Genomic DNA, 23,864 nt, shown 5'->3' on the forward strand with positions numbered 1-23,864 from the left:
CGAAAGCGAGTGAGAGGTTGGCGAAACGGGAGGAGTCAATGAAGAACGGCAAAGTCATATCGGTCAACATAAGCGACAAGAAAGGGGAGAAGAAGCACGGCGTGGGAAGGGCAAAGGCGATCAAGGACTTCGGCCTCGAAAATGACGCCCACGGCGGCTACATGCACCGTCAGATCAGCCTTCTCTCCACGGCGAGCATCGGCAAGATGAAGGAGAAGGGCATCGACGTGGGCTCGGGTGATTTCGCCGAGAACCTCACCATCGAAGGCATAGACCTTCCGGCCCTGCCCATAGGCACCACGCTCAGAATCGGGCGGGAGCTCCTCGTGAGGGTGACCCAGATCGGCAAGGAGTGCCACAGCAGGTGCAATATTTTTCAGCAGGTCGGCGACTGCGTCATGCCGAGAGAAGGCATATTCGTCGAAGTCCTCTCCGGTGGCGACGTGGCCGAAGGCGACGAGATAGAGGTGCTCTGATGGCATTCAGGGCAGCGGTCATCACCATAAGCGATAAAGGCTCAGTGGGTCAAAGGGTCGATACGAGCGGGCCCGCCCTCAAAGAGATCCTCATAAATTCTTTCGAGGTGGGCGATATCACGATCGTGCCCGACGAAGTGCCTATCATCGCCAGGACCATAAAGGAGCTTATCGACGAGCAGGGCATTGACCTCGTCGTCACCACCGGAGGCACCGGGGTAAGCGCGCGCGATGTCACCCCCGAGGCCACGAGGACCGTCATCGACCGGGAATTGCCCGGTTTCGGCGAAGCGATGCGCATGGAGAGCTACAAGATCACGCCGAAGGCCATCATTTCCCGGGCCATTGCGGGGATCAGAAACAAGAGCATTATCGTCAACCTCCCGGGAAGTCCCAAAGCGGCGGTCGAATGCCTCTCCTTCGTGCTGGATGCAATCCCGCATGCCCTGGCCAAAATCCAGGGCGATCAGAGCGACTGCGCTAGCTAATGGTAATTGCGGGAGTCTTGCGCGGGGATTGCATCGGCAGTTGTAAGGGGCTCACGTCGCGCAGTTGTAAGGGGCTCACGTCGCCCCCTCGGCCGGCGAAGCCGGCTGAGCCTCCCCTCGCCTAAAGGCGCCTAATGTTGGTCGCGCTCGCTGTGCGAGCTACATCACGCGGGATGGTCTGAAAGATGGAACCGCGATTGTATGGACGCTGCTCGTTATCATGGACGAGCGAGCTTTTTGGCGCGTCTCTCTGTATTCTTCCTAAGTGCCTAATAATACAACATCATTTAATGGGGCTTGCATCGCTCCTTCGGCCGGCGAAGCCAGCCGAGCCTCCCCCCGTCTAAGGGCGCTGCTTAAGGCACCTACTTCCGGCTACTGTCGGTCTCGCTCGCTTTGCGAGCTACATCACTCGGGACAACGGCGGGAATCGTCAAGTTATGTTGATGTCATTAAGCTAATATTATCAATAGCTTACTGTCCTAACCTTTACAGTTGTAAGCCTTAATGTTGACAAGGTAGATTTTAAAGTTTACAGTTATGTATATCAACATAATATAACAGGGTTTTTGAGGGCTGACTATGGCAGGGATAAGGAAAAGAGGGCAGCAAATAAGAGAATTTATCGTCGAAAACGTTGAAATCAATCCCAAAACAATAATCCCCCTTACCATGGGAAGATTCAGCATTAGTCGGCAAGCCACTCATCAACATATTAGACGCCTGGTGAATGAAGGCACATTAATCAGGTCTAGAAGCGGGTATTATGAATTGTGTCCGAAAGAGGAATGGCATACCACTATTTCGATCGATGAAAACCCATATGAAGATGTTGTATGGCGAAACCAAATTAAAGATAAGTTAGGACATTTGCCGGATAACACTATCGAAATTTGGTACTACGGCTTTACAGAGATGTTCAATAATGTGGTCGATCACTCTGGAAGCGCAACCGCGCATGTAAGCATCATAAAGACTGCATACTCAACGGAGATGAATATAGCCGATTTTGGGATAGGAATTTTTAATAAAATCACCAAAGATATGCATCTCATTGATGAACGACATGCGGTTATCGAATTGACGAAAGGGAAGTTGACGACTGATCCTGAAAAGCATACCGGGGAGGGAGTTTTTTTTACGTCTAGAATGTTTGATACCTTTAGCATTCTGTCGGGAGAAGTCTTCTTGTCGCATACTTATGGAGATGATGAGGACTGGATATTGCAAAATCAAGAACCCGGCGTCGGCACTTTTGTTACCATGAGGCTAAACAATAATACAGCTCGAACCAAGAAACAGATATTCGGCAGATTTACGTCTGATAATGATTTTGGTTTCACTAAAACAGTAGTTCCCGTGAGAATGGCCCAATATGGGGACGAAAAATTGGTCTCCAGATCACAAGCAAAAAGACTTTTGGCGAGAGTAGATCGATTTAAAACCGTACTTTTTGATTTCAAGGAAGTTGAAACGATAGGGCGAGCTTTTGCAGATGAAGTATTCAGGGTTTTTGCAAGTCAACATCCCCATATTGAACTTATTCCGGTAAACGAAAATGATTTGGTCAGGCGGGAGATTGACAATGCCAGACATTATGACGGTCAGGGCTGATGAAATGGGGGCTTGCGTCGCCCCCGTCTAATGCGGCTTACGTCTTCGATCCGTTTATCCCGTGGACCGGGAAGGGGTAGTCTCCGGTCAGGCAGGCGTCGCAGACGTTTGTTTCCATCAGGCCCCGGAGCTGTTCTGCAGAGAGGTACCTGAAGGAATCTACCCCTACCAGATTTTTGAGGTCATCATGGGTGCGGTTCGTGGCGAGGAGCTCGCCCTGTTTGGCCATGGCCATGCCCATATAGCATGGGTGCCTCGGGGGCGGCGCGGTGAGGCGGAAATGGATCTTTCTTGCTCCTGCCGCACGTAATTTCGGTATGAGGATCATGGCGGTCGAACCCCGTACGAGGAGAGTGTCGATGAGGATGATATCCTTTCCCTTCACCATCTCGCGGTTGATCTGGAATTTCTTTTCCGCCTTTTCCAGCCGGTCCTTCTCTTTTGAAATGATAAAAATCCTGCCGATCTCACCTACCGTGGTGATGGCCTCTTTGTAAGGTATGCCTGAGGCGCCGTGGAAGCCGAGGGCGCCGGGGATGGCCGCCTTGGGGATGGGTATCACCATATCCGCTTTCTCCGTCTCATCCCTGGCGAGGAGGATGCCTGCTTTTTCCCGGAATTCATAGATATTGTGCGCAAAGACCTGGCTTGCGGGGGAGGCGTAATCGAGGCATTCGAGGATGCAGGGCCGGGGGTTGGGTTCGGCAAAGGCAAGGGTCCGTACCTCTTCTCCGTCGATGACTATAATCTGACCGGGCTCCACGTCGCCGACCCATTCGAAGCGGTCGCCGAAGGCGCACGTCTCCGAGGCCAGGGCCCACTCGTAATCCCCTTCCTCGCCCCTGCGGCCGAGGGAGAGGGGACGGAAGCCGAAACGGTCGCGGGCGGCGATGAGCTTTCCCTGGTGGAGGATCAGGAGACTGAACGCCGCCTCGTCGGAGAGAAGGCTCAAGGTCTTCACCACCTTCTCTTCCATGGAGGCGCCTTCCGCGCGGACGATCATCTGGAGTATGACCTCCGTATCCGTATCCGTCTGAAAGAGGCCGCCGATCTCCTCCATCATCTGTTTATACCGGGGAAGGTGACCGTTGTGGACTACGGCGATCTTCTCTTTTCCCCAGCTCCCTATGATAGGCTGGGAGTTCCGCTCGCTCGCCTCTCCCGCCGTGGGATAGCGCACATGGCCTATGGCCACGGAGCCGAAATGGAGCCTGCTCAGGGTGGGGAACTGAAAGATCGAGCCCGTTCTCCTCGTTTCGGCAAAAGAACCGTCTTTAAGGCCCGATGCGATGCCCCAGCTCTCCTGTCCCCGGTGCGCGAGGTTCTCGAGGCCCGTGCGCACCTCCACGAAGGCGTTTCCCTTGCCTGCAAAACCAAAAATTCCGCTCATTGTGTCTCCTTTTGAGGCCTCTTTCTAATTACGTAATAGTGTACAATTCAATACACCCTCCGCGCAATCCCCCCGTACCCGGACCGGTCTTTTTACCGGTCTTCCCTTCTGCACCCGGGGCCAAGGAAGGCGCTTCGCCCCCCCTACCTTCGGGGCCACCCGGGCCTACGACCTATTCGTAACGCCCCCGCCCTCTTGGGCATTTGCCCCGCCCTCGCCAGTGACCGTTATTTGTATCATAGCCTTCTCTTTACAATAGATGGATTCCCTGTTTTCCGCAAAAAGATCCTTTCCGCGCTAACTCAACAAGTCGAGCATGGTGCGTCAGGAACAGAACTTGAGTTTTTGTTGACAACTCTGCGAGGATATTCAGCGCTGCAGTTGCTCTGTCATCATCGAAGCGTATCAAAATATCATCGACTATGAATGGCATGGGCTCATTTGAATCAAGGTATTTCTCCAGGCTGGCAATTCTAAGAGCCAGATAAAGTTGGTCTCGCGTTCCATCGCTCATACCCGAAACCCCGATCTTTTCTCCCCTTGGGCGAATTCCCACGAGGATAGGTTCATCCTTATCATTGAAATCCGTCGTCAAACCAGAGAAAGATTCCAGAGTCAAGGCAGAAAAGAGTTGGCTTGCCCTTCGAACAAGGGGCCCCTGGTTTTCATTTCGGTATCGTTCAATTTCTTGGTTGAGTATAGCAGAACACATGCGAAGTCGTATGTAACATTCCACATTCTCTCTCATGGAGGACAGAATACGTTGAGACTGTTCCGCCGCTTCCGCCGCCTTTGCGCTGCCATCCATCTGTAGCAGGATAGTCTGCATACCCCCAATTTTTTGATCCATGTCAGATCTTGTGGCCGCCATCTCCTCTAATTGCTTATCGACCTCAAATATTAAGCCCGGCAGAGAATCATTATCAACCCCTTTTGTCTCCTGAATAAGTTCTTCGAGGGGCATTCCTCCCCCAACTCTGAGAAGACCGGTCTCGAGCGAATCTATTTTTTCCTGAATGGTCTTTTTCAGGGACGACCTTCTCTCGATCTCCTCCAAATCTTCATATCTTGCGCAGCCTGCCCAGACGCACAGAGATTCCAGTCGCTTCAAAGCAATTTTTATCGTTTCTTCTGCTTCGCGCAGGACCGTTTCTTGCTTAGCTAACCTATTTTCCAGATCAGCCAGCCTGGCAGAATCGGTCTTTGCTTTACTTAACGTTGAATCAAGCTTCACCACTATCTGCTCTACCGAGTTATCGTTCAGTTCCGAAGCGACGCTTTCGGAAAGACTTTTTACGTCTGCTGAGAATTTTGCGGCGTCGCGATTAATCCCAGACACACGCTGTTCAATTGAATCCTTTTCATCTACCTTCTTGAATAGCTCGTCAAACTTCGAAAGGACCGCATAGGCTTCAGCGGGAGACGCCTGCGATTCAAGGCCAAGCCTGGAAAGCGCAGTTGCCCAGCCCGACTGCCAGTCTTTATACTTCTTCTCTAAAGTTTCGTGGTTATGATACAGGCCTTTTGTATCATTTTCGAGCTTGCTTATATGTTCGTTCAATTCGGCGCGTTTGCGATTGACAGCGTCAATAGACTCGATAACGGACTGGCAATAATCCAAGAGATCATCGAAAGCTTTGTTCGTGTCCAACTTTAAACCAAGATCACCGAGGCAAGCGATAAGTCCTGCACGGTATTCCCCGATCTGCCCAACTATCTGCTCATAGTTCCGGCGTAGCTCTCTTGATTTACTGGATTTTTCCAGGAGGGCGTCTTGTTTGATGGTCCAAGCCCGCATTTCTTTCGGGGGCAGAGGTTTGATACCGGACGCTTTCCAATGGTCAGTCCATTCAACTTCTATCTTACACAGATGATCGGCTAGATTTTGTCTGCTCCCTTCGATATCTTTGAGGTATTGCTGGGCCCCGGCTTTTTGTGCAATGAGATTCGCATTTTGGGCCACTCGATCCGCTTCCCGGCGAAGCCTGTCGGATATTTCGTCGGCTTGTACCACGCTTTTCTCGTATGCTTTCGGAAGGGGATCTTGGGCATCGAAAGCGGCTATTTCTTCCTCAACGGCGTCATTGTCTATCCAGGAACGAAGTATCAGGCCCCAACCGCTGCTCCTTCTTTCTCTCGCCTGCGAAAGTTCATTTTCCGTAGGAACTGTCCCGGCCATACAAAGTGCTTCAATTTGAGCCTCTATTTTGGCAAGATCCCCCCTCGTCTGCTTTTCCTTATCGTCAAGACCGGCCATCTTTGTGGCAATCTCCTGAAAGCTCATTTCGAAACGATCAACGGTTTCCGGCGATGGAATTGTGATTGTTTCCAACTTTTCGATGCGGCCTTCCCATAGAGGCAGCCTGTCTAAATCTATCTTCAATTGCTCTTCCACGCGCTGGACGCCGGTTAAGGCCTCCTGGAGACTTAAAGTCAGGTCCCCTCGCTTCCGGGCGCTCGAGACGGCTGATTTAAGCGCATTAATGTCTCTCGGGGCCTCTAGAGAGTGTAGCTCTTCCGTCGCTTTCGCAAGTTCTCCCCTCGTTTTCTGGATATCTTTGTCGGATCTAGCCAACGCGTCCAGAATCGCCTGGTGGCTCCCGCCAAGCCCCTGGACTTTGGCGCGCAGGCTCGCCTCGGGGCGCACAATCACACATTCTTTCACGTCTGCGCCTGGCTTGATTTCCGAACAAAGGACCTCGATTTCTCGTTTCAATTGGTGAACGTTTCTCTCGAGTCCACCAAGATCCTGAAGGCCCTTTCTATAACTCCCCAGTCGCTGGTGGAGTTCGGATATCGTATCAGCCTGGTCAAGAAATCCCTCTGGAACGCTGATCTGGGTCATGTTGCTCTTCAGTTGTTCCATGTCATCAGTTGAGCGTTCCCTGACTTCAAGAGCCGTTCTAAGTTGCTCCAGGTATTCCCTCCTTTTCTTTGCAAAATCGTCATCAATAATAACCACTTCGCCAAGTTCCAGAAGATCAGATATCCATTTGGTTCGTACTGCAATATCAGGCAATGTTTGCTGTAAACGCCGGAGACGGCTGGCCTCATATTGAACGCCTTTAATCTTCTCCGACAACCCCGCCCTCTCCCCAAGAGCTTTTTTGAGTTCGTCATTCTGTTCAGACCATTTTCTGCTTGAAAGTGATGCTTCGGAAACAGTCTTTTTGAGGTCGGAATAGTCGTTTATGGCTTTATTGAGAGCCTGGGTCTGCCCTCTGGGACGGAAAAGCGCATCCGCTTCATTATCGAACTCCTGAAGGATGGCCCTCAAATCCACTCCTCCGATCCCTGCCGAAAAGAGACTTTGTCCCACGTCACCGCCTTCTTTCAGAATGCTTTGGCCACCGCGGGCCAATGAATCATGGTCGATACCGAAGAAAGCTTCAAATATTTCTTTATCGACCCCTTGGAGAAACCTCTGAAGGACTGTCTCGTCCAAGGGCTTTTCATCAAGGTCAAGTAAGGTGTTCTTTGTCCCCTTCCTTCTTATCAAGGAAAGGGCGGAGCCATCAGAGGCGTGAATGGACCCGCCGATCCTTAGTTTGGTATTATCATGAAGGAAATTATCGGTGGAATGGTGTGGAATGCCGAAAAAAAGCGATACCAGCGCCCGAAGCGCAGAAGATTTGCCCGCCTCATTACGCCCGTAAAGGATATGAAAATCTGCATCTCCCGTGTCAAAAACAAGGTTAAGACCTGTGAACGGACCGAAAGAGAGCAATCGCAGTTCGTCCATCCTCATCGGTCGCCTCCGAAGGATAAAATCCTGGAGAGCAACATATGTTTCACCTCTTCCGCGACACGGGAGAGGCTCTCTTTGTTTTCCGGATGGACGGCGTCGCCATCATTCAAGTATTCATGTGGGAGCTTGCGGAAAAGGTCGCCAAAGCCTTGAAACATATCCTCTAAGGCCGTTTCATCATACTGCAGATTATGGATCGAACGCGAAAGTCCTCCCAAGGCATCGTCTCGCCTCGTCAGTTCGTCCGGATCAGATGCGCCTGTCGTATTGATACATATCTTTTCAACCCAAATGCTTCCATTACCGACATCGGTGGCGACTGCCCTTATTTCACTTTTCAAACGCTCTGAATCTGTGAGAAGCTTGCCATGTACTTTTGATGAACCATGAAGCCGGATTCGAAGGGCGGTCGGCTCGCTCTCGTTCGTTCGTAACTCTTCTTTCAAGGCTTCGTCGGCCAGGTCAATAATTTCATCGGTATCAGTGACGCCGGTAATGTTTACATCAGCAATGGACCATCGAAAAACGTCGAGTCGTTTAAATTCGACGTTTGTCACCGTTCCATCCTCTGCGGACACCAATGTGCACCCTTTGGCCCCGGTCTCACGAACGTTCCTACCCTGGCAATTTCCGGGAAACACGACCCAAGGCTCCCGATGAATAATTTCTCTATTGTGCACGTGTCCTAAGGCCCAATACTCATAGCCACGAGACAGCAATTCGTCCAGAGAACATGGCGCATAAGGTTCATATCCTTTGCGCCCGTCTAGGCAGGTATGGAGGAGCCCGATATTTAATAACCCTGAGAGTGGTTTCGGATAGTGGGCTGCAAGGTTATCAGTAACTGCCCTGGTCGAAAAACCTTGCCCATGGATGGCTACTCCGGCACTTTCAAGAATGACAGATTCCGCCTTGTGGACGGAGAGCATTTTTACATTATCAGGTATGCGGAGGTTCTTTGTGATCTGACTTGCAGCATCGTGGTTGCCGGCAACAATGACCACCCTAACGCCCGCCTCCCGCAATTCGATCATCCTTGTCAGGAAGAATAAGCCTGTGTTGTAATCCTTCCAATCTCCGTCATAAAGATCTCCTGCAATCATTACAAAATCAACATCTTCGTTGATCGCCAGCTCAACAAGGTTTTGCAGTGCTCTGCGTGTTGCAGCCCGCACTTCTTCCACGGGAGCACCATCATACCTCTCAAGCCCTATCATGGGGCTGTCCAAGTGGATATCAGCAGCATGGATGAATTTCATTTTGGCTCCAGGTTGATCTGGTTCAGAATCGTTGTTTGTCTTCTATGGCTGTTCAGGCCCGGCGGTCAAAGCTATACAGCCAGTTACCGTTTTCATTTTGCCGTATCTCTCTCCCGGTCGTATTGAATTCCAGACAGGCCCCCATAGTATACCCGATTTTCCGGTGATTTTACATGGCATAGGGGTCACTGGGATCGGGTCAACAGGAGATCCGGTGATTATGATATAATAGAGGACGAAGTCCCCGCACGGGTGCTCCGACAAGACAAAGAAGTCTTAGGAGGGATTCATGGAAGAATCGGTTCTCAATGGAAAGCATCTGCTCGCCGTCGACGATGAGCCGGATGTACTTACCGTACTGGAAGAAGAGGTCATGCAGGACTGCCCGAGCTGCACTTTCGACAAGGCAACGGATTACGAAGGGGCGGCCCGTCTCATCAAGACCGGCAATTACGATGTGGTCATACTCGATATCATGGGGGTCAGGGGGTTCGATCTCCTCGAGATCGCCGTCTCCCGTAACCTCAAGGTGGCCATGCTCACCGCCCACGCACTCACCCCCGAAGCACTAAAAAAGTCTCATACCATGGGTGCCCGGGCCTACCTCCCCAAAGACAAGCTTGGCGAGATCGTCCCCTTTCTTGAAGATGTGCTCAGTTACGAATTTCTTCCCGGATGGAAGCGCCTCCTGGACCGGCTGGAGGATCATTTCAACGAGCATTTCGGGGCCGGCTGGAAACAGACGGCGGACCTCGTCTCCTGGTAGGCCGGGGATATCTCGAAAGGAGGCGTTTTCATGGAAAAGGAAAACAGGCCTCAGGAAAAAACTGAAGGGTCCATAGGGGCGCGTTTCCAGAAAGAGACGAAGTATACGCCCGAAAACATCGGCGGCCACACGCTCGACTGGGACCATATGCCGAAGGCCTTCAAGGAATATGAAAACCCCCTCGCCAGGATCGCGCTTCCGAAGCCGGAGATAGGCGGCGAAACCGATATCTGGAGGATTCTCGCGAAAAGGAGGTCCCGAAGGGCCTTCGATCACAAAAAGACCCTTACTGCCGGAACCCTTTCGGCGCTCCTCTGGGCCACCCAGGGCATTACCTCCCCTTATGGTCAGGGCGGATTCAGAACCGCCCCCTCCGCAGGGGGCCTTTATCCCATCGAAACGTATCTGCATATAAGAGCGGTAGAGGGAATTGACGCCGGCCTCTATCACTTGAGGCCCCGCGAGTTCGACCTGGAGTTTCTCAGAAAGGGTGACTTCTCAATTACCCTTGCCCGGGCCGGCCTCGACCAGTCCGTGCTCGCCGAAGCCCACACCGTCTTTATCTGGTCAGCATATATAGAGCGGTCGAAATGGAAGTACCGCGAACGTGCCTACAGGTACATCTACCTCGACGCCGGCCATATCGCGCAAAACCTCTATCTCGCCGCCGAAGCCCTCCATCTCGGCACCTGCGCCGTAGGCGCCTTCTTTGACGGCGAAGTAAACGATCTCATCGGCCTGGACGGAAAAGAAGAGACGGTGATTTACATGGCGGCGGTGGGGCGGCCGGTCTGAGAGGCGTAATAAGTCTCTAGAATTAAGGACTGGAATTCGGAAAAGGAAAACCGGAAAACGGAAAAAGTGAAAAGAGCCGTCGTACGGGTGCTTCTAAACCCTCCGCGATACCGTAACAATCAAAAGACTTAAGGGGGCGTGCCCTTTAGGCTTTGAGGCCGCCTGCTCTCCGCATGGACAATCGTGCCCATGCTGCTTATGTTCGTGCAAGATGTGCAGTGAACGATTGCATGAGGATTGCAGCTTTTATTTCAAGTGGATAGCACTCTTTGTCGTTGCCGTCTCGCTTCTGCCGGCGATTGATTATTACCCCTGCTTTCCCGGGGATGTGGCGATAGGGCAATGGGTACAACGTGTGGTTTCCCCGGACCTGACGTGGGCTGAAGAAATCTCCCATACCGCGAAATTCCCCTCCTTCGCATCCCTCCTCCTGCTGGCGCTGGTCCTTTCCTGGAGCCTCGCGGGGTGGCGCGGCGCCATCCTTTGTCTTGCGAGCCTTTTTGGGATGCTCGTCTTCGGTCACTGGATAGGACCTCTGATTACGCGGCCCCGGCCTTCGCCCGAGCTGGTCCACCTGTTCCGGCCCCTGTCCGGGCACAGTTTTCCGTCCATGTTTGCCTTACGATACGGTTCCGTTTTCGGATTTCTTGCGGTTCTGGCTATCAGGACGAGCTCGGGCCCGGTCCGGGTCGCGATCCTGATAGCCTGCGCCCTTCTTCTTTCCGTCGGCGGTATTGCACGGGTCGCCCTCGGGGCCCATTGGGCGAGCGATGTAATAATCTCTTATTATATCGCGATCCTTTGGGCGGCCTGGGTCGTGTCGCTCGGGATGCCCGACCGGGGGGCGCGGGAAACAGAGAATTTGGGGAGGATCTGAAATGGCATGGCAAGACAGAGGGACGAAGAAGGGCATGGCAATCCTTCTGGCGGGCCTGTTCTTTATCGCTGCGCTCGCTGCATGTCAGGAAACGACGAAGCCGGTTACCGCCTCCATGGAGGCACAGGTTTTCTCCGAGGTCACCGACGCCTCGGTCCCTTCCGAAGGGATGGCGTGCCTGACGCTCCGGTCTTCCGTGAAGATACCTACCCCCGAGCATTATGTCCTCCATAGAATAGAGAAGCCTTCCCTGGAAGGCGGATTTCCCTTTGAATTGGAAGTGGACGGACAGGAGATCCTATGGAAGGTGGAGGGAGCCCCGGGGGTAGACCCCGTGTATGGACCTCAGGGCAGAATAGCCGAAGGTGGCGTGGGCATGCGTTACGTGCTGGAAAAGACGATCGGTCTCGCAGAGGGCCCCCATCACCTGGTATTCGGCGTCCCCTATGACGACTTTTATATGGAAGTGAATGTCTTTCTCGAAGGAGGTGAAACCCACACCCTCGAATTTCAGCCGGTTTACGCCATGGGCAGAAAGGGGTACCGGACCTTCTTCCGGGGCATCAGCATGACCGCGGTCTTCCTCGATGGGGTGAGGATCAATTAAGGCCCCACACGTGACGCCCCATGTGAGAGTAATAATAATATCAGGTAGAGTCTCACAGTACGAACCGCCCGCCTGCGACGCCGGGAACTCTCCCGGCGTCGCATCCTGCTTTTCCATTTATGTTGCAGCCAGTGCGGCCCTTCTCTTCGCCACCCTGCGGCGCAGATAGATCTTCGTAAGCTCGGCGGCGATGGAGTCGCCGAAGATGAAAGGCAGCATGAAGAGCCAGTCGTCAAAACCCAGTGAAACCGTATTGAAGATAGGCTGCACAAAAGGCACATAGAGAATCACGAGCACCAGTGCCGCGGAGCCCGCGGTTGCCCAGTTCATGGTCTTGTTGGAGAAGAAGCCGAGAGAGAAGACCGAGTGGTATTGGGAGCGGGCGGTAAAGGCCCTGATCAGCTCGGACATGCTCAGGGTTGCGAACGCGATGGTCTGGGCGTGGGCGAGATTGCCGGGATACCTGCCCAGGGCGATGGAGAAGGCACCCAGAACGAGGGCAGTCATGACCACTGCCTGCACGATTGCGGAGAACGCCATATCGCTGTTTATGACCGGCTCTTTCGTCGAGCGGGGCGGCTGATCCATGAGATCGGGCTCTCCCTTCTCGAGTCCCAGGGCAAGGGCAGGGGCTCCGTCGGTCACCAGGTTCAGGACAAGGAGTTGGACGGGTCTGAGCGGCATAGGAAGGCCGAGGAGCATGGCGAAGAAGATAATGAAGATCTCGCCGATGTTGCAGGAGATGAGGTAGAAGACGAACTTTCTGATATTGGAGTAGATCACCCGGCCTTCCGCGATGGCGGAGACGATGGAGGCGAAGTTGTCGTCCGTGAGCACCATGTCGGCGGTCTGCTTGGTCACATCCGTACCCGTGATGCCCATGGCCACGCCGATGTTGGCTCTTTTCAATGCAGGCGCATCGTTCACCCCGTCGCCCGTCATGGCCGCCACGTGCCCCTTGGCCTTGAAAGCGTCGACGATCCGCGTCTTATGCTGGGGTGAGACGCGGCAGCAGGCGTTGAGCCTGTCTATTTTGGAGGCAAGCTCCTCGTCGCTCATCCTGTCGAGCTCTTCTCCGGTCAGCACGATGCCGTCCGGGGTGAGGAGCCCGATCTTTCCCGCAATGGCCACCGCCGTATCCTTGTGGTCGCCCGTGATCATCACGGTCCTGAGTCCGGCTTTCCGTGCCACGGCAACCGCTGCCCGGGCCTCGGGTCTCGCAGGGTCGATCATGGCCATGAGGCCCACGAAGGTGAGTCTCGTCTCTACTGTCTCAAACCCCTGCCCCTCGGGGACCGTACTCATGGACCTGCAGGCGATGCCCAGGACCCGTAAGGCCTGTCCCGCCATGTCATGGTTCACGGAGAGGATCTCCTTTCTCTTCTGGTCGGTCAGCGGGACCGCCTTCCCGTCGGAAACGATTGTATCGGCGAGCTTTAAGATGATATCAGGGGCGCCCTTTACGAAAGCCAGGATATTCTTGTCGCCGAAGATGGGACTTTTGCCCGCGCCGTTCCTCCACTCGTGAACGGTGGTCATTCTTTTCCTGTCCGAATCGAAAGGTATCTCCATAACCCGGGGCATGAGCTCCTCTGTCGCCTCTCTCCAATACCCTGCCTTGGCAGCGGCCACGACCAGTGCGCCTTCCGTGGGATCGCCCACGATGCGCCAACCCCGGACCCCGTCTTCATTGAATTCTTCGAGCTTTGCATCGGAGCAGAGGAGGCCGCCGTGAAGGAGCGCGGAGACGGAAGGGTCGGATTCTGCGTTGAGAGGCCGTTCCTGTGAGGAAAAATCACCCGTGGGGTTATAGCCCTGGCCGGTCAGGTGGAAGAGCTTGCCGTCGGACCATCCCTGGACCACGGTCATCTCGTTCTGGGTGAGTGTCCCCGTCTTATCCGTACAGATGACGGTGGCGCACCCCAGGGTCTCGACCGCGGGGAGCTTTCTGATCAACGCATTGCGTCGGATCATCCTCTGCATGCCGATGGCAAGGCATATGGTGACGACCGCGGGAAGCCCCTCGGGCACGGCGGCGATGGCCAGGCTCACGGCAGCCATGAAGAGCTCGACGATCGTTTCCTTCTCCGCCATGAGATAGGCCATGAAGCCTTTATTGAAAATGTCGGACAAGGTGGTGGAGCGCACCAGGCCGTAGGCGAAGATGAAGCCGCAGATGACGAGGCAGGCGATGCCGAGCCACCTGGCGAGTTCATTGAGCTTAACCTGTAAGGGGGTAGCCTGTTCCTCATAGGACTGGAGCATCTCGGCGATTCTTCCGATCTCCGTACTCATGCCCGTGCCCGTGACGACGCCTTTGCCTCTTCCGTAGGAGATGAGGGTACTCATGAAGGCGGAGTTGGTCCTGTCGCCTAAGGGGACATCCTCGCCGAGGAGCGCCGTTGCCTCCTTCTCTGCCGGCACCGACTCTCCGGTTAAAGAGGCCTCTTCCACCTTGAGGTTCACCGTCTCCACGAGGCGCATGTCGGCAGGCACGTAGTTGCCCGCTTCGAGCATCACCACATCGCCCGGGACGAGCTCTGCCGAAGGGACCGATACCTGGCGGCCGTCCCGGATGACCTGGGCGTTGGGGGCCGACATCTTCTTGAGGGCGGCCAATGCCTCCTCTGCCTTCGACTCCTGGACCACGCCCACTACCGCATTCAGAACCACGATGACGAGGATGGCGACCGCGTCGATCCACTCTCCCAACGCGAGGGAGACGGCCGCGGCGATGATGAGGATGATGACGAGAAAATTGGCGAACTGCCGCATGAGGAGGGCGAAGAAGCTCGGCTTCTCTTTCTCCTGGAGCTCGTTCTTGCCGTACGCGGCAGTACGGGCCTTGACCTCGGGATCGCTTAAACCCTTGTCGAGGTCGGTGTGGAACGCCTTCAAGACTTCTTCGACAGATTGTGCGTGACTCACGCCGTTACTCATGGATATCTCCTCCTGAAAAGAATTGTGGAGCAAAAAAAAAGACCTTTACCGAAGATTTCGGTAAAGGTCTTGCTGATCATACATTCTGACCGCGCCACCGATTCGGTTCAAACCGAATGGAATGACGATGCGCGCGTATCCAGCTACTCCCCTTTAGGGCCACTACATCTCTTACAAACTAGAGTGTAGCATTTCCGGGAAGAGATATCAAGCCGGGCTCCGTCAAATCCCTAACCGGCGGGGGTGGGCGCCGACCTTGCCCCTTTTCTTCCCTGACGCCGCCGGATACGGAAACCAGGGGAGGGCGTCGTCTCCCGGTCAAAGAAAGGAGCATTACTTCTGATCCCACCCATAGCTGCCCCGTACTTGCTTAGTATTGTAGGGTAGGATACTATTTTTTTCACGAAAGAATGCCTTAGATCACATACTTGAATAAAAAAACCATATAAATTATGGAGATATCAGGAGGTATATATGCCCCGTCCGAAACGTTCGGAGGCACGGAAACATGTTCTCTTCGTTGATGACGACGAGATCCTTATCGAGATGAATATAGGAAGGCTGGAGGGCATGGGTTACAAAGTGACGGCAACGACGGACAGCCTCCAGGCCCTTGCGCTTTTCCGCGCTCATCCCGGCAATTTCGACCTCGTCATCACCGACCACGTCATGCCCCGTATGACGGGAATCAAGCTCGCCGGGCGCCTCAAGGAGCTCCGGCCGGATGTTCCCATAATCCTGTTGACCGGTATCGATAACGAGACGGCGGTGGACGAGGCGCTTCGGGCAGGCATCAGCGCATGCGCTCCCAAGGTCCTTAGCGAAAAAGAGCTGGCCCACCTTGTGGAGGATGTTTTGCGGGAGCCGGTCAAGGGCGCGAGGGTTTAGGGGCGCGCGTAGGTAATCCCCGATCACTCACTCACAGCCCTTCGTCATATTCCGCCCCCCCTGCTCCTGAACTCAATTATTCTCCTTCCGAAAATCACTCTCTTTCCGGGAGCGCCTGATCCAATTATTGGGGCTTGCGTCGCCCCCTCGACGGGCAAAGCCCGCCGAGCCTCCCCTCGCTTAAGGCGCCTACTGTTGGTCTCGCTCGCGGTGCGAGCTGGGCAGAGACCAATAACACACCTGTTATTACTCTCTCTTCTTCCAATGGTTTAGATGCGTTTACCCTTCCCCATTCACGCATGAACGCTTCCACGCATTAACCGCTTTTCTATCTCCCCGATGCTGCTTGCTATAGATAGATAAGAATGGGGAAAATTATAGTCATGCAAAATGCAGCCGCCTCCTTCTTGACAGTCCCATTGGATTTGTTTAGTCTTCAACCAACTCTGACAATACCGCCCCCTTGCTTACGGGGGCCTGCCACGTGCGGACGGGAGGAAAATAGATGGGAAAAGGGAAGTTTTGGGGCCTGTTTTTCGCGCTGTCGTCATCACTTATCCTGGCTGCGACACCGGTCATCGCCGCCGAAAAAGTCTACATCAACGGGATCGATGCCAAATTCCCGCCTTTTGCCTATGTGGATAAAGCAGGCAAGCCGGACGGGTTCGATGTGAAGTCCCTGGACTGGATTGCGAAGGAGATGGGTTTTGAGGTGAAACACCAGCCCGTAGACTGGGAAGGGATCGTCCCGAGCCTTAAGTCGAGGAAGATCGATATAGTGGCTTCGGGCATGAGCATCACCGACGAACGGAAAAGGGAAGTCAGTTTCTCCATTCCCTACTGGAAAACCAGGCAAATCCTGATCGCCGGGAAAGAAGCAAGGGTGACGGTGGAGCAGGCCCTGTCCGACGGGAATAAGATCGGGGTGCAGCGCGGTACGGCAGAGGCGAACTGGATTAAGGTAAATCTTATCGGGAAGGCGGGCAAGAGATTGGAACTGGTTCAGTATGACTCCCCAATGCTCGCCATCGAAGACGTGATCAACGGCCGTATCACGGCCGCGGCGATGAACGACGCCCCGGCCCTCGACGCGGCCGGGACAAAACCCGTGAAGATTCTGGGTGAGTTCGGCATGACCGAAGAGATGTTCGGCTACGCCGTCCGCAAAGAAGATACGGAGTTACTGAAAAAGGTGAACGAAGGTCTCAGGAGACTTATGAAATCACCGTACTGGACCGAACTTAAGAAAATATATATCGAAAAGTAGTGAATTTTTCACTGCCGGACCTTTCATGTTCGCTTTTTCGCAGCACGGAAACCTGTAAGAAAGCCATCCCAATCTTGCGAGAATTGGGGATCACGGTGTCCGGGAGAGCATTATACCTCCGTCAACACCGTCAAAAATAAGACACCCGATCTAAGAAAATGAGAGACTTTATCTCACAAATGAGAATGCTTCATGGTGATGCAATTTTATAACCTATTAATAATATTGATGCTACGTGCCCGGGTCTTGTGTGGTACCATACTTGCACCGTCAGAGCCGGGGAGAAACTATGGGTAAATTCATATTGATTACATTTGCGGGTGCATGCTTCTTGCTGTCCACGTCAGTGTTTGTTTTTTCTAAAACAAAATCGGGAGATAACCCGAACCGGACGCAAAAAGAGCGTTCGGTTTCAGGTGAAAAAGTCAAAAGCATTGAAGGCTCGAAGAAGCAGAATCCGAGGCTCCGGCAGAAGGCAGTTCTGCGGAAAGGCCGTAAGGATAGCAGAAGAGCGAGAAACGGCCGCGCCGCGACTGCAGTTTTCGAGGCAGGGGAAGATGATGGCGAATTTATAGAATATACGGCCCAAAAAGGCGATACCGTCGAAAAAATCGCGATGAAATTCGACGTTGAAAAGGATGATATCCTCGAGTCAAACAGCAATCTGACTCAACGGTTGTCTCCCGGGAGGGTACTCCTCATTCCGAAGACAGGAGAGTCCGCAACGGGAGATGATATTGTGGATTTTCCGACCAGGGCCCTTAAGTCCTGGAAGAGTCGCGAAGAAAGATATATGCTCGTAAAAGTCGCCAGAAGCTTCATGGGCACCCCTTATCGCTATGGCGGCGAAAATGTGCGCGGCCTTGATTCCTCGGCATTTGTACAGAAAGTTTACGATATCTTCGATGTCCCCCTTCCGAGGTTCGCCCGGGACCAGTATAAGACGGGACCGAGGATCTCACGGGAAGAGTTGAGTGTGGGTGACCTGGTATTCTTCAAAACCAAAAGAAATGCAAAATATCCCACTCACGTGGGGATTTATATCGGTGACGGTAATTTCATCCACTCATTCCCGGGTTCTGCCGGCAATGGGGTAAAGATAGATTCCCTCCAGACCGATTTCTATGATAAGGCTTACATGGGCGCAACGAGAGTAAAGAAATCGGCGGATGAGGTTTCTTCCGACGCCCCCCTTAACCATAGCTCATGACCGATCACGTGTTATAACAGCCTCTAATGGGAAATGGTTCCGCCGACAAGATTATTTCGGAACATCCCTTCCCGCCTCCTCCTCCGGACATCCAATTGTCGGGGGCAACCCCGACGCGGTGGCGTTACCCCGACGGCCTCTTCGATTTAATTTTTAGTATTATTATCCTTATGTTTACGTGAGAAAGGGCGATAACTTCATACGGAGGATAGGCCTAAATGACGGTAATGGACAGATACCCTCAGTCTCTTAAATCGGCGCTTCAGGGAAGCCCCTATGACAATATCCTGGACAGCAATATGTTTTCCGCCTATATCCCCCGGGAGCTGAACATCGAACGGCCCGAGGACCCCCGCAGGGCAAGGGCGCTGAACATGGGTATGTACCGCCAGCCGGGCCACGTTCCTTCCACCCATATCAATCAGATCTTCAGCTACATGGGTTTCATCAAGCGCACCCATAACTGGACGTACCGGAAATACCTTCCCGCCTTATATAAGGAGCTGGGTGAATTCCTCAAGGTCATGGAAGATGTGGCCTATAACCTCGACATCGGGCTGTCTCAGGAAATCTATGAAGAGCAGAAGCGGGGTTTCGAGAGCTTCTCCCGCACCTACCATACACGGCAGGAGCATGACGTGGAATGGATCGACAATATATGGAAGCACCAGCTGCTCTACCTCGAGCAGATCGACATGCTCGTGGAAACCCTGAAGACCCGCGGCAGGGTCTTCGATTACAGTGCAGAGCCCCTCTATACGCACATTTTCGCCTTCTGCCGGGAATTCGCGGCCGGCGGCACTACAGGATCGGAGACGGTGATCGACATGGATTGCCGCTTTGTTGCCAATTGCTGCGCAAAGGCGTCCCGGGACCGGCACCCCATCGCGATCTGGTCCGGCGATGCCCACATCCTGATGATATTGCGGAATATCTATACCGTGCCGGAGCTCTTCAACGCCTTTCCCCAGGTCTATCTCCATTCCAGCTACGACCCCCGAAGCTTCGCGGAATTATTTCCTTAAAAGGAAAGCCTTTAATTTTATATCACTTCCATGTGACCCTCACGGGAGGCCGAGGAGCAGAGATGCTCAAGACGCCGCTTCACTGGATCATCGGGGCATCCCTTCAGGACTTCAACATCGGCACAACAGGCAATATGTTTCTACTTCAAAAGGCCCGCGAGAGCTTCACCAAGGATTGCTTTCTCTACCGGCTTTGTCAAGGTGATCCGTACGCCGCTCTCCCGGGCCTCATCAACTGAAATCATATCACCATGGCCGGTCAATAATATTACCGGTATATCGTCTTTTATCCTGAGGAGCTGTCTGGTCAGTTGAGTTCCCTTTAAGACCGGCATCATCTCATCCACAATAACTGCGTCGAATCGTTCCGGGGTGTTCAAGAACAATTTGAGAGCATTCTCCGGCCTATCGCACACGACCGACGCATAACCCAAGCGACGGAGCATCTCACCAAGCATCCTAGCGATGTCCTCTTCATCATCGACAACCATGACCCTACGTCTTACACGTTCGTTTTGCATTTTAAACAATAAGGCCCTTTTATCATTCTCGCAACCCCTACATATCACAATATTCTGCACCATTTCCGAGTCAGAGTATGTGTATCAGCAACTCAATTATTGAAATTATATAGAAAGCCCTTTGTCTGTCATAGCGGCTTCAAAGCGGAAAAATGGGCGCGACCATAAATCATCACTTCGTACTGACGAGGTAGATGTTGTTGCCCCTGGGTTCTGTTCGTTGTAACTATTCAGAAAGGGGGAACAGAATAGAGCATATGAACTGTCGAAATTGGAAAGGGTGGCGGGAGAGATGCTGAATTCAAAGCTATGAGCCTCGACGCAATATCTCTCCCACGCCGCAATACCGGAATTCAAGGCATTTACGCTTTTTATTGCCCGCTGACTTCGTCAAGCGCTTTTGCAACTTCGAGTCCCGAGACTTTGCCGCCCGGGCGGAACGTGGTGCCCGGTGATACCCTTATAACCCTTCCGGATTTAGTGGTTATATCCGAATTCTTGATACATACCCATGAGCCATCCGGGTTTTTCTGGAACTCTTTGATTTCAACTTTGGCAATTTCCTCCATTTTTATTCCTCCCTTCTCGTATAAATTAAATTTATATTAAATAATCACTGCCGGACCCCCGATGTCAATAGTTTGATACCACTATGTTTCTCACGCCGCCACCTTCCGGGCGCAGAATCTCTTCACCCACGGCGGGGGGGCAGATTGCCCGGCCGTTACGGCGCCTCTCCCGGCTATAGCAGAATACCGGGGGGAGCGAGGGGCGCAACAGCCAAGTTTGACCAAAGGAGATTTTTACGGGAATAAAGTTTATGGTATAATGGAACATTGACAGGCTGATCGCCATTAGCCCGACACACATCTGTGCCTGAACATTCGGGCGTAAACATCCCGGGATAGATATTCTTTATTGGAGGTTTAATGCCGGAAAGTAAGTCGGGCTCAAGAGATAACACTACACTTCGGGAGAAGGCCGAGAAACTCCTCTCTCTGCGGCCGGCAAAAGGGCTGCCTCCGGACCCCACCACGCTTACCCACGAGCTTGAAGTCTACCGGATCGAGCTGGAGATGCAGAATGAAGAGCTTCGAAGATCTCACCTGGAGGTGGAAAAGTCACGGGAGAAGTACTTCGAGCTTTACGACCTCGCCCCGGTCGGTTATCTCACGCTCAACGAGAAGGGTATGATCACCGAGATAAACCTCACCGCGGCAGGCCTTCTGGGTATTGAAAGAAGATCTCTTATCAATAAGCCTTTTTCCCGTTTTATCCAGCCGGAATTTCATGACGTATTCTATATGTATCAACGACAGGCCCTCGAATCAACGGGGAGGCATACCTGCGAGCTCGCACTCAAGACGCGCGACGCGTCACTATTGCATGCCCAACTCGACAGCATCGCGGTAGAGGTCGACGGACAAAAGATAATACGCACCGCCCTCACCGATATCACCGAACGGAAGCGGATGGAGGACGAGTTGAGGCGCTATCAGCTTCTTGCCCGCCACGGGAGGGATATTATCCTCTTCATCCGCGGCGCGGACGGCGCCATCGTCGAAGCGAATGACGCCGCGGTGAAGGCCTACGGCTACAGCAAGGAAGAACTGCTCTCATTGAAGATATACGACCTTCGTGGTCCGACGGGCTACCCGCTCACTTACACCCAGATGGATGTTGCGGACTCATCGGGCATTCTCTTTGAGACGGAACACCGCCGGAAGGACGGGACTACTTTCCCGGTGGAGGTCAGCTCGCGCGGGATTACCGTTGGCAGCGAGCGCGTTCTCTTGAGCGTAATACGGGACATCACTGAACGAACACAGGCTGCCAAAGCAATCGATGAATCTGCCCGGCGAGTGGTCGAGATCCTCGAAAGTATCGGCGAGGCCTTCTTTTCCTTAGACGAGAACCTCGTGTTTACCTACTTTAACGCCACCGCAGAACACCTTTTAAAAAGAAACAGAAAAGACATAATCGGAAAGCCATTTGAGGGAGCCTTCCCCGAAGCCGTGGGATCCCTCTTTCACCGGAACTACGTCCGGGCGATCCGGGAGAAGACGCCCATGACTTTCGAAGCCTTCTTCGAAGCCCCGCCCTATGAGAACTGGTACGACGTGCGGATCTATCCGCGGGGAAAGGGCATATCCGTCTTCTTCCAGGTGATCACGGAACGTAAGCGTGTGGAGGACGCCCTCAGAAAGGCCCATGAGGAGCTGGAGAGGCGGGTCCGGGAACGAACCGCCGACCTGAAGGAGGCGCTCGAAAGCCTCAAATCGGAAGCGGCTAGGCGGGAGCAGATGGAGGAAAGAATCCGCCAAACAGAGAAGATGGAAGCCATAGGCACCCTTTCGGGGGGCATCGCCCATGATTTCAACAACATTCTCGCCGCTGTTCTGGGGTTCACCGAGATGGCAATCGATAGCAATGTGCCTCGCAATTCCGCCATGGACCAGAGCCTCAAGCATGTCCTGAAAGCGGCGTTCAGAGGAAGGGACCTCGTGAAGCAGATCCTCGCCTTCAGCCGGAAGACCCACCATGAGATCGTCCCTCTGCAACTGAGCCCCCTCATCAGGGAGACGGTGAAGTTCTTAAGGGCATCCCTTCCCTCCACGGTGAAGATCGAGGTGAGGGTAAAGAGCACGTCAGACAAGGTTCTTGCCGATCCGTCACAGGTGCAGCAGGTAATTATGAATCTTTGTACCAACGGGGCTTTCGCCATGGGGGATAAAGGAGGGCGGCTTACCATAACCGTAAGTGATGCGAGCGGGTCTGCGCTCCCTTCCGGATTGGCGCCCCGGCCTCACCTGCTCCTCACGGTAAAAGACACCGGGACGGGCATGGAGCCCGATACCCTGAAAAGGATCTTCGAGCCCTTTTTCACCACAAAAGAGCCTGGACAAGGCACCGGCATGGGCCTCGCGGTCGCCTACGGCATCGTGAAAAGCCTCCACGGGGAGATCACCGTCAAGAGTGAGCAGGGAAAAGGCTCCCTCTTTAAAGTCTTTCTCCCCAAAGCCGAGTTGTCCGTTCAACCGGACGAATCCGTCCTGGGCGACATCCCTCGCGGGAGCGAGCTCATTCTCTTCGTTGACGACGAGAATGAGCTTTTGCAGTGGGGCCGGGAAACCCTCCGGGGCCTCGGATACAGGGTGATCGGGACCACGGACAGCCGTGACGCCCTCTCCCTGTTCCTCCTTGACCCCAACAGGTTCGATGCGGTCATTACGGACTATACCATGCCGGCAATGACAGGGTTCGCCCTGGCCCAGGAACTATTGAAGGTGCGGCCCGATATCCCGATCATCCTTCTCACGGGGTATACCGCAAATATTTCCCCTGAGGATGCGAGGGCGGCAGGGATCAGAGAGTTCCTGATGAAACCCCTCGCCAAACGTGAGGTGGCAGAGGCAATCCGCCGGGTGTTGGACGAGGAAAGGGCGCAAAGGTAGTTCCCTCATGGCCTTTCCCAAAGATGAGAGAATTAAAGAGACGAAGGGGCACAATTGTTGGGGGCAGGACGGGTGGGCTTAAGGGGGCCACCCGTCCTGCCCCGCCTGCTTCGGGACTGGACCCAAGACGCTCCCAGGCCCCTCCCGCTCAGCGCGCAGTTTATTGTTAAAGTATGGCACGGGGCATAGGCATGGGTCCGTTCGAATATATTCGGTACATTTTTTGCTCACTTGGACGGCCACTGCATTTTTGGGGATGGCCCATATGCACCGCCATGCTCCGGTTGGGCCCTCCTCCGTACATCGAGTACGGCTCCGGGAGCCTGTGAAATAATCTCCCTATCCATAACGTTTTCCTTGGAATCTCTTCGCGTCATGTGGTATAATAAGCCTGTAAATACAGCCACTTGAGAGGGTTTACTTGGACAATAAAACGCTCTTCCCCTGCAGCAGTTCCCCCGTCCCCGAAGAGAAAAAAAAGGAACAAAAAAAGCCCCGCCTTCGCAAGATCGACAGAAGGCAGATGGTCCTTCATCCC

At 53.6% G+C, this 23,864-nt stretch carries 18 protein-coding genes; 12 read left to right on the forward strand and 6 right to left on the reverse strand.

The genetic code is table 11. The features are described from left to right. Positions 1–38 precede the first annotated feature (38 nt). From VGJ94_00340 to VGJ94_00350, 3 genes are all read left to right on the forward strand, one after another. Positions 39–476, forward strand: coding sequence for an MOSC domain-containing protein (locus VGJ94_00340; protein HEY3275040.1), 438 nt, complete (start codon positions 39–41; stop codon positions 474–476). After that, positions 476–964 (forward strand): molybdopterin adenylyltransferase, encoded by a 489-nt coding sequence (gene mog, locus VGJ94_00345; GenBank protein ID HEY3275041.1) that lies wholly within the window; start codon positions 476–478, stop codon positions 962–964. The genes VGJ94_00340 and mog overlap by 1 nt, the downstream gene beginning before the upstream one ends. Positions 965–1,546: 582 nt before the next feature. Next, positions 1,547–2,578 (forward strand): STAS-like domain-containing protein, encoded by a 1,032-nt coding sequence (locus VGJ94_00350; protein HEY3275042.1) that lies wholly within the window; start codon positions 1,547–1,549, stop codon positions 2,576–2,578. Positions 2,579–2,615: 37 nt separating this feature from the next. On the opposite strand, the gene VGJ94_00355 is transcribed toward VGJ94_00350, so the two are convergent. From VGJ94_00355 to VGJ94_00365, 3 genes are all read right to left on the reverse strand, one after another. Continuing rightward, positions 2,616–3,968 (reverse strand): amidophosphoribosyltransferase, encoded by a 1,353-nt coding sequence (locus VGJ94_00355; GenBank protein ID HEY3275043.1) that lies wholly within the window; start codon positions 3,966–3,968, stop codon positions 2,616–2,618. Positions 3,969–4,218: 250 nt separating this feature from the next. Continuing rightward, positions 4,219–7,716, reverse strand: a complete 3,498-nt coding sequence (locus tag VGJ94_00360) for an AAA family ATPase (protein HEY3275044.1) — start codon at positions 7,714–7,716, stop codon at positions 4,219–4,221. Then, on the reverse strand, positions 7,713–8,975 hold the full coding sequence (locus VGJ94_00365; protein ID HEY3275045.1) for a DNA repair exonuclease: 1,263 nt from the start codon (positions 8,973–8,975) through the stop codon (positions 7,713–7,715). The genes VGJ94_00360 and VGJ94_00365 overlap by 4 nt, the downstream gene beginning before the upstream one ends. A 289-nt stretch (positions 8,976–9,264) precedes the next feature. Here VGJ94_00365 and VGJ94_00370 point away from each other — a divergent pair, with 289 nt between their 5' ends. The 4 genes from VGJ94_00370 to VGJ94_00385 all read left to right on the forward strand — a co-directional run bounded on the left by VGJ94_00370 (position 9,265) and on the right by VGJ94_00385 (position 12,020). Then, entirely contained in the window at positions 9,265–9,741 is a 477-nt protein-coding gene (locus VGJ94_00370) for a response regulator (GenBank protein ID HEY3275046.1), read from the forward strand. A 30-nt stretch (positions 9,742–9,771) separates the two neighbouring features. Continuing rightward, entirely contained in the window at positions 9,772–10,536 is a 765-nt protein-coding gene (locus VGJ94_00375) for a SagB/ThcOx family dehydrogenase (protein HEY3275047.1), read from the forward strand. A 226-nt stretch (positions 10,537–10,762) separates the two neighbouring features. Then, on the forward strand, positions 10,763–11,413 hold the full coding sequence (locus tag VGJ94_00380; GenBank protein HEY3275048.1) for a phosphatase PAP2 family protein: 651 nt from the start codon (positions 10,763–10,765) through the stop codon (positions 11,411–11,413). A gap of 1 nt (position 11,414) precedes the next feature. Next, positions 11,415–12,020, forward strand: coding sequence for a hypothetical protein (locus VGJ94_00385; protein HEY3275049.1), 606 nt, complete (start codon positions 11,415–11,417; stop codon positions 12,018–12,020). Between the two features lie 117 nt (positions 12,021–12,137). Here VGJ94_00385 and VGJ94_00390 read toward each other — a convergent pair whose 3' ends face one another. Beyond that, positions 12,138–14,960 (reverse strand): cation-translocating P-type ATPase, encoded by a 2,823-nt coding sequence (locus VGJ94_00390; protein HEY3275050.1) that lies wholly within the window; start codon positions 14,958–14,960, stop codon positions 12,138–12,140. A 474-nt stretch (positions 14,961–15,434) separates the two neighbouring features. On the opposite strand from VGJ94_00390, the gene VGJ94_00395 reads away from it, so the two are divergent. The 4 genes from VGJ94_00395 to VGJ94_00410 all read left to right on the forward strand — a co-directional run bounded on the left by VGJ94_00395 (position 15,435) and on the right by VGJ94_00410 (position 19,350). Continuing rightward, complete coding sequence (locus tag VGJ94_00395; GenBank protein HEY3275051.1) at positions 15,435–15,848, forward strand: response regulator; 414 nt, start codon at positions 15,435–15,437, stop codon at positions 15,846–15,848. Positions 15,849–16,353: 505 nt separating this feature from the next. Then, on the forward strand, positions 16,354–17,115 hold the full coding sequence (locus VGJ94_00400) for an ABC transporter substrate-binding protein (protein HEY3275052.1): 762 nt from the start codon (positions 16,354–16,356) through the stop codon (positions 17,113–17,115). Between the two features lie 289 nt (positions 17,116–17,404). Next, positions 17,405–18,325, forward strand: coding sequence for a peptidoglycan endopeptidase (locus VGJ94_00405; protein HEY3275053.1), 921 nt, complete (start codon positions 17,405–17,407; stop codon positions 18,323–18,325). A 218-nt stretch (positions 18,326–18,543) separates the two neighbouring features. Then, on the forward strand, positions 18,544–19,350 hold the full coding sequence (locus VGJ94_00410; protein ID HEY3275054.1) for a hypothetical protein: 807 nt from the start codon (positions 18,544–18,546) through the stop codon (positions 19,348–19,350). Positions 19,351–19,490: 140 nt separating this feature from the next. On the opposite strand, the gene VGJ94_00415 is transcribed toward VGJ94_00410, so the two are convergent. Together VGJ94_00415 and VGJ94_00420 are read right to left on the reverse strand one after the other, a co-directional pair. Next, on the reverse strand, positions 19,491–19,841 hold the full coding sequence (locus VGJ94_00415) for a response regulator (GenBank protein HEY3275055.1): 351 nt from the start codon (positions 19,839–19,841) through the stop codon (positions 19,491–19,493). A gap of 401 nt (positions 19,842–20,242) precedes the next feature. Next, positions 20,243–20,440 carry a hypothetical protein gene (locus tag VGJ94_00420; GenBank protein ID HEY3275056.1) on the reverse strand — a complete coding sequence of 66 codons (198 nt, stop codon included), beginning with the start codon at positions 20,438–20,440 and terminating at the stop codon, positions 20,243–20,245. Between the two features lie 360 nt (positions 20,441–20,800). Here VGJ94_00420 and VGJ94_00425 point away from each other — a divergent pair, with 360 nt between their 5' ends. Beyond that, the gene (locus VGJ94_00425; protein ID HEY3275057.1) at positions 20,801–23,326 is read left to right on the forward strand and encodes a PAS domain S-box protein; all 2,526 of its coding nucleotides are present in this window, start codon (positions 20,801–20,803) and stop codon (positions 23,324–23,326) included. The last annotated feature ends 538 nt before the right edge of the window (positions 23,327–23,864 follow it).

The organism is Syntrophorhabdaceae bacterium (assembly GCA_036504895.1).
Classification (GTDB): domain Bacteria; phylum Desulfobacterota; class Syntrophorhabdia; order Syntrophorhabdales; family Syntrophorhabdaceae; genus PNOM01.